Here is a 13,900-nt window from a genome sequence, read left to right as displayed (position 1 = left end):
ACGGGACGGAGGATATGTTGTTTCAAAAGTAAATATGAATCACTTCGGATTCTGACCCTCGATATTAGTGTAATTTGATTTCTCTCAAGACAGTGGTTGATTTAACCAAAAATGCTTCACACATAAAACATTCAACCTAGAGATTAAAAATGTCGGAGTGAACCGTATTCTTTTGACTCCTTTGGGTACATACGTTCCCTTTAAAAAGAGACGTTTTGAAACAAAGTACATTTTGGATAGGCTACACTTATCTAGACGGAAAAATTAAGGTCAAGTAGACTACAGTTAACATTACTGAAGAATCTATTATGACTAAAAGAGAACGAAGAAAGTTTACTGAAGAATTTAAAAATCAGATGGTCCAGCTTTATTTGAACGGTAAACCAAGACAAGAGATCATTCGTGAATACGATCTAACCCCATCTTCACTTGATAAGTGGGTGAATCAAAGTCAAACAAGTGGTTCGTTCAAGGAAAAAGACAATCTAACACCAGAGGAATCAGAACTTATTCAACTCCGGAAGGAAAACAAGCAGTTTCAGATGGAGACCGGGAAGATAAAAAAAACGCTCAAAGCTATGTGCCTGGAGCGTACCAGCTAATGATTAAAAAATACTGCTCTATTAATGTATTTTCCGGATAGAAAAATTGTCTTCAAGCAAAAGCCAGTTTTGTGGGTACGGATAACCAAGTGCCCAATAACTGATTCCTCTCAAGCCATAATCTTTTACTACATCGAATTTTGCTTGGGCACTGCGAGCATCTTCAAACCAAACTTCATGTCCCCGTCCTTGGGCGTCAGTGTATCTGAAAAATGGTGACTGGGTTAACGAGTCATACTGTATGGCTACTCCATATTGAATGGCCCGTCTGATGGCTTCCTGCTGGCTGAATGTTTCAGCTTCCTGCCCCTGAACATGGGGAAGAAGCCAGTCGCGGGCGTATATCTGGAAACCGAAAAAGATTTTGTTTCTTGGGATTACAGACACTGCGTAATCAAGTACCCTTCTAATTTGATTAATAGGTGAAATTGCCTGAGGTGGTCCTAGCCTGTATCCCCATTCATACGTCATGAGGACAACAAAATCCACAATCCGCCCGTGAGCGGGGTAATCATGTGCTTCAAATAACAAACCTTTCTGTTCGCCGCTTACTTTTGGTGCAAGGGCAGTGGAGACGTAATATCCTGCCGGGTGTAAACGGTCAACAGTACGCTGTAAAAATGAATTATAAAGCTCTCGGTCCGCGGGATAAACATTTTCAAAATCTACATTTAAACCCTCATACCCTTTTTCTCTCATAATTCTTAAAATGTTGGTTAATAATCGATCCTGGAGATCCGTACTGGAAAGAATAGTACGAGCTAACTGAGATCCAGTAGTTCTGTACGTGAAGTTTGTAATTGACATCATTGGGGACACCCTTTCAGCAACCGACGCCTGTATTATCGGTACGTCTTTGATGGCATTCAGAGTGCCGTCCGCGTTAAACGTATAAGCGAACGGGGCCGAGTAAGTTAGGTATCTTCCGACTTCTCGGATATCACTTGCTCCTTGCTCCCCGGTATTGATGGTATAAGCGTTCACATCCGTTACTGGCTTTCTGAATGGGATATTTAGGACCGTACCTGTGACGATTACATTAGGATTTTGGATTTGATTCAACCGGATTATTTCTTGAACGGTAGTGTTATAACGCTGTGCAATTTGCCATAAGCTTTCTCCAAATTGGACAATATGAGTCCTGGCAGGAATAATAAAAACCATCCCAGGAGCTATCTGTGATGGATTGGTTATTTGATTTGCTTGCACTATTGCCTGAATGGTCGTCCCATACCGTTGAGCTATCATCCACAATGTCTCCCCGGAACGGACTGTATGAGTCCGGTTAGCCGTTGGAATAACAAGAGCAAGACCCACTACAATTCTATTTGGGTCCTGTAGTTGGTTTGCGGTAACAATTTGGTTAATAGTAACGCCATAACGCTGTGAAATAGCCCAAAGGGTATCTCCCCGCTGCACCACATGAATTTGCATTCCATCCCCCTCCTTAAATCAGCCCTTTTAAACTATATTCTTGAGGTAAGATTAATATTTCCCTTCATAATTATGAAGGGTGTTTTTACCTTATAAAATTCTACGGCTAAAAAAGTTTCAAAAATGGGCCAGTTTTTAACACTTCCAAGAACCCCCATCTGTGAAAAATACAATCTATACCAATCATATTTTTATTTATACTTTAAAAAATAAGATAGAAAACTTATTAAGGGTGTTTAGGTTTAGCTGCCCAAGAAGGGATTTGAAAAACGAGTTGAAACAGTTTGCTCTCCTAATTTCCTTTATTCTGACAATGGGTATGAATGTCCCATCAGCCTTTGCAATTAATAACCCGAGAAATACTTACGAAGTAAAGGGTGGGGATTTTTTATGGAAAATTGCTACTACCTATCGTACGACTGTTCAGGATTTAAAAATTAATAAACGGGTTACAATCAGACACGCTATACGTCGGCCGGAAAATCAGGGTCCCAATTATGTATCAGGTCGTTCCAGGTGATACGCTATGGAAGCTATCGCAAAGCTTTAATTCCACTGTACAGTTAATAAAAACGGCAAATGGTCTTAATACAAACACTATTTATAGTGGTCAAAAACTAAGAATTCCTCCCAAAAGGCTTATAATGGAGGGGAAATTTGTCGGATGACACGGGATGAATTTGGGGATTTGCTATTTAACCAGGTGGTCACAAGGAAAATAAGGAAGATTCAGCAGCATCATACCTGGGATCTTTCGTACTCTGACTTCAACGGATACAATCACTTTACCTTGATGAAGGAGATGGAGGACCTCCATGTCAATAAAATGGGATGGAGCCAAATCAGCCAGCAATTGACGACTTTTCCCGATGGGACGGTAGTTGCAGGCAGACCCATAAATACACCCCCGGAGGGATCATTCGGACTTCTGAATAAATCCGCGATGCACCAAATTGAAGCGGATGCATTGGCCATTGAAAACGTAGGAAACTACGATTGCCTCCGGATCAGCTTATACCTCGTTACGGATTAACTTAGATAAAACATCAGGGATGTTTGACAGATTTAAGTCAATGCCTATATCAAAATCATCCGTATTAGGTGGTCACGTTTTAGCTTCTGTTATCTTTATGTTAGTTTCTATAATTGCAGTTTTAATAGAAGGATTTTTAGCTGGATTTAGAAGTAATGCGACATTTTCTGAATGGCTTCTTGCAGGGTTTTTGATTATCCTTTTTTCTCTTACATTAACATGGCTTTCAGTACCTTTTGCGTTGGCTGTCGGAAGTATTGAAGGAGCCAGTTCCTTCTCTTATTTCTTGCTGATGTTGCTTTTTGTCAGTTCCGAAAATTTGTTCCTGTCGATGGAATGCCAAAGGTAGTTCGTTTCTTCGCAGAAAACCAACCAATGACGCCAATTATTTAAGCAATAAGAAATTTATTTAATTCACATGCTGATGGAAATGATTTATGGGTTTCAATTGGTTGGATGGTGCTAATCATAATGATTTCATATATTTTTGGAATGAAAGTTTATAAGAAAGTATAAGCAATTCCTAATATTTATTTAAATTTTTGTGGATTAGAAATAAAGTCGTACTGGAAAAAAGATGTGTACCGTTTTGAAGAAAGTTATACCGGTTTTAAAAAAATTGAACCGTTTTACCCCTTTGGAAAATATGGGATAAAAGGGTGTTTTTTATGGTAAAAAGGAAAAGAACATCTGAATTGAAAGACCGATTAAGGGGAACTGTTCAGTGACAAAAAGCTGTTCCGTTAAAGGGCCAGATTGTGGAAGAAGGGATTGGATACATTATGTTATAAAGAAGTTAATTTAAACCTCGGTGAACCGTATCACAAGTAAATGAGGTTTTTTATTTGGGTTTACTAATAATTAATGAAATAAAGCAGCTTGGAAAGTTAGTGAAGAAGTCGCTAGAAAAATATCTCACTTATAATTAAGCACAAACTCATGTATTGATTAAAGTATCTACCATTCTGATTTTACTACAATATATAAATCCAATATAATTTGTTGCACTAGAAAAATGTGAGTCAGCCCCCTATAAGGGAACTGACCTATTTAATTTATACATCTTCTTACATTTGAAAAGAATTCTACCAGCTCAATTTTTACTAGAAACTTAGGAATAAATTAGAGAAAAATCGTATCATAACTGATGCGGTTTTTTTGTTAGGTGGAATATAAATCTAGACAAAAAGTTGCCATATGTACATTCTGTGAAATGAATTGTTGGTATGAAAAGTATGAAATATACTATCGGTAGGAGGTGTGTGATTATGATGAATCACGGGAAATTTTTTGGCACGACCAGTATGGGAGAAAGAGGACAAGTTGTTATTCCATCTGAAGCGAGGGAAGAATTAGGATTTCAGTCAGGTGAAAAATTTGTTGTATTTGGCGGACCAAGAAAAGGTACGGTTATTCTAGTAAAATCTGAAATCATGAACAAGTTTGCTAATGTATTTTTTAACACATCGAAGCGGTTTGAAAAACTAGCAAAAGAAATCTTGGATAAAACAGATGCCGAAATGGAAGCAGAGGAAGAGGAAACAAAATAATCACATTTCGGACAGCACGCATGCTTGTCCAATGGAGAAGGCAATGAAAGGAGTGGACAAGGATGCGGGAAGTGAAGCACTTAATCCTCAATAAGAGATTTCGGACCATATTTCTTATGTTTTTTGGCTTTTTCATTCAGTACTGGTGGATTGGAAAAACAAAACGATTTTTAAACAAAGATAGATTGGACCAAAGATACCGGGACATCTACACATCACAAGCAAAGAAGTTCACAAAGACAGCAATTGAATTAGGTGGCCTAATCATTAAACTAGGTCAATTTGTCAGTTCTAGAGTTGATATTTTACCAAAAGAGTTTACGGAAACATTATCAGAGCTTCAAGATTCTGTTACACCCGTTGAAACAGACATAATCCAGAGAAAAATCGAGGCTGAACTGTCTGGTTCGATTGAAAGTCTTTTTAATGAGTTTGTGTATACTCCCGTTGCCGCTGCATCATTAGGGCAGGTCCATAAAGCAATCCTTAAAAGTGGCGAACAAGTTGCTGTGAAGGTAATGCGGCCGGGAATAAAGGAAATAGTCGCCCTTGATTTATTCACCTTTAAGGTCTTAATCGCCTTTGCAAAACGATTTACGAAAGTATCAAGGTTTGTCGACCTAGATGACGTCTATCATGAATTTCAAGAGGTTATAACGGAAGAACTTGATTACAAAAAAGAAGCCAAGAATATTGAAATATTTCACGAGCAATTTATGGATTTTCCAGGGGTATCCGTCCCCAATGTCCATTGGGAGTTTACAAGGAATGAAGTACTCGTGATGGAGTTTATCGATGGAGTCAAAATAAACGAGATTGATAAACTTGAAGGGATGAAGGTGAATAAAAAAAAGCTGGCATCCATTTTATATTTGTCGTTTTTAAAACAATTACTGGAGGATGGCTTTTTTCACGCCGATCCGCATCCAGGCAATCTACTGATAAAAAAGGATGGAACGTTAGCGTATATTGACTTTGGAATGGTAGGAAGAGTATCCGATCAAATGAAGGAAAATATGGTAAAGCTCGCCATAGCGATTTATTTGAAGGATGCGGGCGGAATCGTTGAAGCCTTTGATGATTTGGGCATTTTAAGGAAGCAAACGGACAAAGCGGCCTTAATGAAGCATGTAAGGGTCATTCTTTCAGGTTTCGCAGATGGCGGGTTTAATATTAAAAACCTTCAAAAGGAAGAAATTCTTGAGGAGCTGCGTGAATTTTTATACCAGCAGCCATTTCAAATTCCTTCTCGGACTACGTTTTTGGGTAAGGCGATTATGACGGTTTTTAGTATTTGTAATGGATTAGATGAGAAATTTGATCTGGTGGCACTGACGATGCCTTATGTGGAGGATATGATGAAAGGTGAAACGGTGAATCCTGCTAAAGATACCGTTTTAGACCAAATCAAAAAGACTTTCTTAAATGTCATTCCATCTTTCCAAAAGGTGATCCGGCTTATTGACCAGCTTGAATCAGGGGAAATGAGAATTTCACCTCCAAAATTATTTGAAAAGAGCTTCTATGAACAACAAACCTACCAAACTAGAAAAATTGTTCTGGCCTTGTTTGGGACAGGACTAATAATATCAGGAGCACAAATTGTTGAGCAGAACAATGTTATTGGCATTGGGTTAATGGTCGTTGGTGGATTGATGACACTTATTCAAGCCATCAGGACAGGTCGTGTAAGAAGGCGGTCTCGGAGAAGACATCCATTTTTGAAAACAAAAACGTAAATGAACTTAAACAACATCCACAGGAGTGAAATATACGACTCATGCACATTTAACGACGATCATACTTACGCTCATATTATTTTGTATTACACTAGCCTTACAGATATATGAGTACCTACTAATCGATTTCTACTGATAAAAAAACTTCATTTGAATGCGTTACAGTGAACAGTATCAAAAATAGTGGTAAAGTTTTTTTTGAGGCTCATCTTTCAAGTCCAAAGCAGTAAAATAAATCAATTCAGCTGCCATACAAGGCGGCTTTTTTGTTTTACGTTTGAACCATCAAGATGGAAAGCCACGTGGAGGGGATAAATGGAATGACGCAACTATTAAGCTTACTCTTACTAATCCTCACTCGTCGGGGACTTGGTACAAAATCGTTCAACTACAGTTAGTGTTACCATGAAGAAAAGGAGAAAAGTTTAACAAGAAAAGCAAATCATTAAAGACGCACATGAAGCAATAATTCCCCGTGATATTTTTAATGCCGTCCAGCAGCAGATGAAAATTAGAACTAAGTTTATTACAGTACCTAAAAAAATCTTTTACGAATGTTCTATTCTGTGCTGATTGCGGAAAAGGAATGTGGTACCGGAGTAATCGTAAAGGATATATATGTGGGAATAATGCACGACATGGTAAAAAGGCTTGCAGTAGTCATTGCATTAAAGAAGATGCACTCAAAGATACAGTTTTGACTGACATTCAATAGCTAGTAAAACAGATTGATAAAGAGCAATATCTAAAGCAGTTAGAAACTCAATCAAAAAAATCGAAGCAAAGCCTTCAAAAACAACTTGAGAAAATTGAGAAGCAAATCAATATCATAAAGGGCCAAAAAAGGAAATACGTCAATATGTTAGCCGAAGAAATCATTTCACACGAGGAACACCGTGAAAATGTAGATGCTAATAATATTGAAATGAACGAGTTAATGGAAAAAAAAGAACGCTTTACTATCAGCTTTGGAAAGTGAACAAACAGTAGATAACATCGAACAGAGAAAACAAGAGTTACTTCAATTTCTTGATTTCTATGAATTAACACCCGAGATCTTGCACTGCTTGATAAATCGTATTGAAGTAAAAGCTGATGGAATTCCTAAAATCCACTATCGATTTTCGGCTCCGATAATTGAATAAAGAAGCAGAAATCCCCTATTTGGGGCCTGCTGCTTCTTTTAAAACTATCTGCGAGAAGCACTCAACATGGCTGGTGTGCTGATTGTAGGAAAAATAAATTATGATTGATGTAGCTTTATTCACCTTTATAAAACGAAATTTATACGTTTTTTTATTTTATATATTAAAAAGGAAGAAAAACGAAATAAAATAAAACTTGAAAAATCTGCGTTTTCAGGTTTTTTTTATTTTTAAAAATTTAGTTTTTACCCTTTGGTAAAAATGTGGTCAAGGTTGGATTAATAATTTTTAAAAAATGCCTGTAAATACTGCATTATCGCTAACAAGCTGCATATAAAATAAGTATGACTAAAATGCAGAAAAGTTAAACTCTTTGGTTGGGAAAAGGGATTAGATGGTATAATGCGGTAAATATGTATTAAAAGACCTGATAAAGCATTAAAATAGAGGTGATTTTGAATGAACTTAACTTTTGACCTGAAATATAATGTTCAGCAGGTCAATTCAAATATTTCTCACCATCATATTGCTCCATTATTCGATTTAACTGATGAATTAGAACGTGAGCTAAATCTGTTTTATAATTGGTCTCTAAACCAAGTTTTCATCATTTCTCAGCATATGAAATTAAGCTTCTTTCCATACTTTAATGAAGTAGATCAGGAATATTTTGAAGAACTTGCTGAAGATTGTAGAGAATGGTATCTGGAAGAAGGAAAAGAATTATTTCTAAATTTCAAAAGGAAATTATCTAATTCCTTTTTTAAAGCAAAACGCAATCCCGCTGCCCATAAACAGTCCATTTGCTGCTCATTCGCCCATCACCCGCTCGCCGCTGCCCCTCGCCATCGCTCGTCCTAACCACCTTCAGCGAAGGGCTTTTTGCGGCGGGGATACGCTTCTCGCCCCTCAGACCGACCGCCTCCCCGACTTAGGTCCAGTCGCAAAAACCATCGCAGGTCCGTTTTGCCAATCGTGGAATCGCTTACAATGAGAACATGAAGACAAGAGGAACAACGGAGAGACGGTAAAACAAAAATGAAGATAAACAGAGGCGCCGGTTTCGCCTATCGTGTTCGGCAGGTTGTCCGGACTGATCGGCATTCTGATCGCAGTAGGGTTGATCTCATTCGGGATTTCTTTACTGAAGAGAAACACGGCTACTAATTCGACTGCAGCCGGTCGGCAGCCACCAAACATAAGAGACTACGATAACGTGATGAATTGAGGCCTGATCTCGCAACGGCAGATTCAGCAAACCGAGAAGCTGTACATACAATTCATGGGACACGCCTTGCGGAAGCAATAGGGGACAGTCGTCCGAAACGCAGGTGGTCTGCAATTATCGAGGCATCAATGCGATCGTTTTTGGGAAGAGTGTCTTCCCCTTTTTAAAAACGTGCGGCTTTTCTTACATTTAAGACGTAGATATGGGCTTTAACCTCTGGTTCATAGCCTTCTAATTGATCTTTCAAGTAATGAGTGAGGTGCCAACCGAGACTCGAGGTCGCTTCCATTCCAATCTGCAGGTTTCGGCTCTGCTTACGATGGCAGTCTCCAGCATCCGTTTTACCAATGTGTCGGCATAGTTACGGTCGTTGGGGATGGAGAAGGAATAGAGTGATTCGCATTTAACTCATGAATTGTACATGATGTGAGCGTAAACTAACGTCAATCCCAACCAGCATTTGCGATATAAGATTACTTCCTAAGTATTAATCAAGCTGATCTCAGACCTGGGTGCCCGCCGAACCACCTACTGTATCCTCGTCATCAGCACTCATATCCGAACATGACGATAATTTGGGCGCTACACCCGTCAGTTCAGCGGTGCAACTAGCGGTTAGAAATTGAGTGTTGGATCTTGGGTATCAGGCTTTCCTAATCACTATAATTAAACCCACAAAGAGAAGAAATATCCTTAGAAGAAGCTTGTTGATCCAATTGTCCTACGGACAGGTCCAAGATACTAGAAAGAAATTCAGTTTGACTATTTCCATCTTTTTAGAAAACGGGAAATCGCGTCAAACCAAGCTTCAAAAAATACTATACGAGGAGATGTAATAAGTGAAAAAGTTAATCGAATTTAAAAATGTAACGAAAGAATACAAAATAGGAGAAGTGCCAATCAAGGCGCTTGATGGTGTTGATTTGTCCATATCAGAGGGAGAATTCGTCGTTATTTTGGGTGCAAGTGGTGCGGGCAAAAGTACGATTTTGAATATACTTGGGGGTATGGATACGGCTACCTCAGGTCAAGTGTTTGTTGGTGACCAAGAAATAACAAGATTCAACGAAAAAAAAATAACAGAATATCGCGGTGAGAAAGTTGGCTTTGTATTTCAATTCTATAACTTAATTCCCAATTTAAACGCTCTAGAAAATGTTGAATTTGCCACTGAAGTATGTAAAAACCATCTGGATGCTAAAGATATTTTACATAAAGTTGGATTAAAGGATCGTATCAAAAACTTCCCTTCCCAGCTCTCTGGAGGAGAACAACAAAGAGTGGCTATAGCTAGAGCTGTTGCAAAAAATCCTTTACTTTTACTATGTGATGAACCAACCGGAGCTTTGGATTATGTTACAGGTAAGTCCGTCTTAAAGCTTCTTCAAGATTTGAACAAGGAAACGAAAAAGTGCGTCGTTTTGGTCACACATAATTCCGCAATTGCTCCTATGGCTGATAAAATTATTAAGGTTAAAAGCGGAATGATAGAAAGCGTTACGATTAATGATGAAAAACAAAGTGTTGAAGGGATTGAGTGGTGATAATGATTTTATTTTTAAAATTATTAAGGGATATTAAACAATCTATAGGGCAATGTATAGCCTTTGTTTTGGTTATCGCAGTAGGAGCTTTTTTCTATGCGGGGCTGATAACTTTAAGTGATAATCTTAGCGCCTATACGAAGGTTTACTTTAAAGAACATAATTTAAGCGACTTGAATGTTTATTACAGCCAAATTTCCAAACATGATGTGGCTCGTTTAAGCGAAATCGGAGGTATAAATAAAATAGAAGGACGTTATACCTTTGATGCTACGCAAGCCTTTGAAGATAATAAAGCTTCATTAAAAATTCATTCGATCCCTGTAAAAAATGAAATAAATACGCCTACTATGATTGAGGGGAGTATCCCGTCAAAAAAGGGTGAGATCTTATTAGATTCCCATTATGCAAAAGAACATCATTATCATGTCGGCGATGAAATCAGTATAAGTTCGAATGAAAGAAATTTTAAGTTTACAATTAGCGGCTTGAACGAGAATGTTGAACATACAAAAAAGAACGAAATACAAGACCATAAAACCTACGGAGTAGCTTATATTGCCGAAGAGACAATACCTGAAATCTTAGACGGCTTTTACTATAATGAAATCATGATTGATGCTGAAGAAGGTTACGATATTGACAAATTAGGTAAATCAATTGAAGCACAATCCAAACAACTTACTTATTTAAACCAAATAAGTAAAGAACGGACTTTCAATTATTCTAAAATAAATGAAACGATATCTAATAATAAATTGATGAGCAAGGTTATACCTTTAGTTCTCTTTTTGATTGAAGCTATTATCCTATTTCTTACAATGTCGAGGATTATAGATTCTCAAAGAAATCAAGTAGGTATTATGAAGGCTTTGGGTGTAAAAAACAGAAACATCATGCTTCATTACATGGGATACCCTGTGCTGGTAGGTATAGTAGGCTCAATCATAGGTTGTGCCATTGCCGCTTTTGTATTTGTTCCATTAGTAACTTCGTCGATTGCAAGGTCCTACTCTCTGCCTGACATTAAATTCTCGCTTTCTTTTTATTCTATCATTCCTCCCATCATTTTCTCTTGTGCTTTTGGGCTCCTATCATGTTACTTAAGTGGTAGAACCATATTAAAAGAACGTGCGGCTCAGGCAATGCGCCCTAAACCGCCAAAGAAGATGAAAAAGCTATTAATAGAAAGAATTCCGGGTATTTGGAGTCATATTTCCTACAGTTACAAGCTCATTTTGAGAAATATATTTTTAAATAAGCAAAAAGCTTTAGCGAGCTCAATTGGCGTTGTTGTAAGCACTGTTTTATTGATAACTGCTTTTGGCACTCAAACGGCCTTGCTAAAAGTAGCTAACCAAATTGAAGATGTTTATACATATGATTTAAGAGTAGATTATACGATGGGAACATCTTCTGATACTTTAAAATTACCCTCTGGTATTAAAAATAGTTATTTTCTATCCATCTTTCCTGTTGAATTCATAAAAGATAATGAAAAAGAAAATGCCACTTTAGTTGTTACTGAAAAAGAAAACAATCTCATTCATTTCTTTGACGAAAATGACAATAGGATCTCTTTAGAAAATAATGGCGTGCTGGTACCCAAATCTTACGCCGACAAGTATCATATTTTAGAAGGGGATATAATCAAAATAAAGTTCATAGCACCAGAGCTTAAAAATAAATCTGTAGATATGAAGGTTTTAAAAATATCTACACAGTATTCTAATCCGTCGTTTTATTCCACACCAGACTATTTAAAGAGCTTCGACATAGACTACAGTCCAACCTCGCTTTTAGTTGAAGCAAATAGCTCTACAGATCTTGTAAGCGTTCGCAACTTCTTTGAACAAGATCATCATGTAGATACAATTACAGACAAGAATGATCTAAAGAAATCAGCTCAATATATGTTGAAACAAAACAGTTTTATATTTATCATGTTTATCATTTGTGCCGTCGTACTCTCCTTTGGCGCCATATATACGATATCTTCCATAAACATTTATGAAAGGAATCGTGAGCTTGCAACACTTAAGGTATTAGGCTATCAAAAACATAAAATAAACAGACTTATATTTTTTGAAAACATCATACTAACCACATTTGCAGTAATTGTAGCTTTACCGATAGGCGGCTATATTTATACAATTATTGTAAAGGCACTGTCTAGTACCCATCAACAAATCCCAGATAAATTAAATATTTTTATTATGTTGGTATCTGTTATTCTTTCATTCTTACTTACCATTCTATCTAACTTACTACTTAGGAGAAAAGTAACCAAAATAAATATGATTGAATCATTAAAAAGTATAGAGTAATGGAGAAATAGCCTTAAGTTCTTGGAACTTAAGGCTATTCAGCCTGTGGAGAAACCTCAACAGGCTGAATATGCTTAGTTTTTTTCAAAAAGGGTTAATTCAACAATCCATTCGGTTTAGGCATCCCCTATCCGGTAGTACTAATAGGAGACACTATATCATTTCGGGAAAATTGTACGTTTAGACACAATTTAGTGGTTACCTGTATGTTAAGGAACTGGTTATTTATTATACCACTTTTTTTATTGTGATCCCCAATATTCTCTATTTACAAAAGGTGACTAATGATGTAATATTACACTATACACTATTGGTAGAATTCTCGAAACACTAGCTTAAGAATGTAATCAGTCAACATTTTCGTATTTTAGATGATAGTGATTATAGGAGGTATAGCACGTTTGAAGAGGAAGAAGTTATGAATCGTTTACACGAATTAACTAATAAGTAATTAAATTTTAAAGGAGCAATTACAATGAATAAAAACAAGAAAGTCATTATATTAAACAACATATTAGTAGGAACTATCATACTAAATCTATTTATCTTTACTTCACGTATGCGTTTTTTTCCTTGGTTTATTGAAGATGCATGGGGATATTTAGGAGTATTCCTTACTGCACCAATTTTAATAGGCATTTATTTCATACTAAGACATTTTCACAAGCAACAACTAGTCACAAATACAAATAAGGCAATTCCATTATTTGTCGCGGTAACATCATTGATTATTGTGTTGGTGCCGACAAATGATTTTTTAAATATTGTTGCCCTTGTAATTAACGTAGCTTCAGTATCTCTAGCAGCAAATTTCCTATTCAATCAAAACAAGGGAAAAAAATAATTACGTATCTAGTATTATCTACTTATTGTATAAAACTTGAGCGTTTATCTTCAAAATCTTTGAAAGGTAAATCCTTTACCGAAAATTGTATTTTCTCTTTAGCCTCACCATATCATTTCGGGAAAATTGTACGTTTAGAAACATTTTAGATAAAAATTAGCCGATCCCTGTACGTTAAGGAATCGGCTAATTTTTTATGTAATCCTTGCTAGTGAAATTAAATAATTTACTTTACTTATAGTAATACATCTCTTTTCATTTAATAGGTGTTCTCGAAGAATAGTAAACGTGTTTCGATTAAGCTCCTTTTTAACCAATTAGGGGTGATACTATATAGAAGCAATAATATAATTGTGAAAGAATGTACTTAAACTCCCTCAGATAGATGCATATTACTCGTGAATGCTCGCTAATTCGTAGGATTTCAAACCACTTGTGAGAACTATAACGGATT

Annotated in this window: 10 protein-coding genes and 2 pseudogenes; 11 read left to right on the top strand and 1 reads right to left on the bottom strand. The window is 36.7% G+C overall.

The window, feature by feature from the left end; all coding sequences use genetic code 11:
• Positions 1-308: 308 nt before the first annotated feature.
• Positions 309-563, top strand: a pseudogene (locus D1970_RS20020) (transposase); the annotation flags it as partial.
• Positions 564-623: 60 nt separating this feature from the next.
• Here D1970_RS20020 and D1970_RS20015 read toward each other — a convergent pair.
• Positions 624-2,036 (bottom strand): glycoside hydrolase family 18 protein, encoded by a 1,413-nt coding sequence (locus D1970_RS20015; protein ID WP_119114621.1) that lies wholly within the window; start codon positions 2,034-2,036, stop codon positions 624-626.
• Positions 2,037-2,700: 664 nt separating this feature from the next.
• Between D1970_RS20015 and D1970_RS23165 the strand changes: the two genes are divergently transcribed.
• The 10 genes and pseudogenes from D1970_RS23165 (at position 2,701) to D1970_RS19965 (ending at position 13,446) form a co-directional block, all read left to right on the top strand.
• Entirely contained in the window at positions 2,701-3,069 is a 369-nt protein-coding gene (locus D1970_RS23165; protein WP_246370368.1) for a hypothetical protein, read from the top strand.
• A 19-nt stretch (positions 3,070-3,088) separates the two neighbouring features.
• A complete protein-coding gene (locus D1970_RS20005) occupies positions 3,089-3,418 on the top strand; it encodes an ABC transporter permease (protein ID WP_246370366.1) in 330 nt (109 codons plus the stop codon).
• A gap of 919 nt (positions 3,419-4,337) precedes the next feature.
• Entirely contained in the window at positions 4,338-4,619 is a 282-nt protein-coding gene (locus tag D1970_RS20000) for an AbrB/MazE/SpoVT family DNA-binding domain-containing protein (protein WP_246370363.1), read from the top strand.
• A 62-nt stretch (positions 4,620-4,681) separates the two neighbouring features.
• The gene (locus D1970_RS19995) at positions 4,682-6,358 is read left to right on the top strand and encodes an ABC1 kinase family protein (protein ID WP_119114620.1); all 1,677 of its coding nucleotides are present in this window, start codon (positions 4,682-4,684) and stop codon (positions 6,356-6,358) included.
• A gap of 586 nt (positions 6,359-6,944) precedes the next feature.
• Complete coding sequence (locus tag D1970_RS23160; RefSeq protein WP_246370361.1) at positions 6,945-7,073, top strand: recombinase zinc beta ribbon domain-containing protein; 129 nt, start codon at positions 6,945-6,947, stop codon at positions 7,071-7,073.
• Positions 7,074-7,962: 889 nt separating this feature from the next.
• Positions 7,963-8,364, top strand: a complete 402-nt coding sequence (locus tag D1970_RS19985; RefSeq protein WP_119114619.1) for a hypothetical protein — start codon at positions 7,963-7,965, stop codon at positions 8,362-8,364.
• Positions 8,365-9,570: 1,206 nt separating this feature from the next.
• Complete coding sequence (locus D1970_RS19980; protein ID WP_119114618.1) at positions 9,571-10,275, top strand: ABC transporter ATP-binding protein; 705 nt, start codon at positions 9,571-9,573, stop codon at positions 10,273-10,275.
• Between the two features lie 2 nt (positions 10,276-10,277).
• Positions 10,278-12,602: an ABC transporter permease gene (locus D1970_RS19975; RefSeq protein WP_181213497.1), complete on the top strand. Its 2,325-nt coding sequence runs from the start codon at positions 10,278-10,280 to the stop codon at positions 12,600-12,602.
• Between the two features lie 337 nt (positions 12,603-12,939).
• Positions 12,940-13,053, top strand: a pseudogene (locus tag D1970_RS23495) (transcriptional regulator); the annotation flags it as partial.
• Between the two features lie 24 nt (positions 13,054-13,077).
• Positions 13,078-13,446 carry a hypothetical protein gene (locus D1970_RS19965; RefSeq protein ID WP_119114617.1) on the top strand — a complete coding sequence of 123 codons (369 nt, stop codon included), beginning with the start codon at positions 13,078-13,080 and terminating at the stop codon, positions 13,444-13,446.
• Positions 13,447-13,900: the final 454 nt, after the last annotated feature.

The sequence above is a fragment of the Mesobacillus zeae genome (genome assembly GCF_003570705.1).
GTDB lineage: Bacteria > Bacillota > Bacilli > Bacillales > Cytobacillaceae > Mesobacillus_C > Mesobacillus_C zeae.
This window is presented reverse-complemented; position numbering and strand designations above follow the sequence as displayed.

Coding starts and splice junctions, on each gene's coding strand:
- D1970_RS20015 (WP_119114621.1), bottom strand. CDS start 2,036: ATGCAAATTCATGTGGTGCAGCGGGGAGATACCCTTTGGGCTATTTCA.
- D1970_RS23165 (WP_246370368.1), top strand. CDS start 2,701: ATGACACGGGATGAATTTGGGGATTTGCTATTTAACCAGGTGGTCACA.
- D1970_RS20005 (WP_246370366.1), top strand. CDS start 3,089: ATGTTTGACAGATTTAAGTCAATGCCTATATCAAAATCATCCGTATTA.
- D1970_RS20000 (WP_246370363.1), top strand. CDS start 4,338: ATGATGAATCACGGGAAATTTTTTGGCACGACCAGTATGGGAGAAAGA.
- D1970_RS19995 (WP_119114620.1), top strand. CDS start 4,682: ATGCGGGAAGTGAAGCACTTAATCCTCAATAAGAGATTTCGGACCATA.
- D1970_RS23160 (WP_246370361.1), top strand. CDS start 6,945: ATGTGGTACCGGAGTAATCGTAAAGGATATATATGTGGGAATAATGCA.
- D1970_RS19985 (WP_119114619.1), top strand. CDS start 7,963: ATGAACTTAACTTTTGACCTGAAATATAATGTTCAGCAGGTCAATTCA.
- D1970_RS19975 (WP_181213497.1), top strand. CDS start 10,278: ATGATTTTATTTTTAAAATTATTAAGGGATATTAAACAATCTATAGGG.
- D1970_RS19965 (WP_119114617.1), top strand. CDS start 13,078: ATGAATAAAAACAAGAAAGTCATTATATTAAACAACATATTAGTAGGA.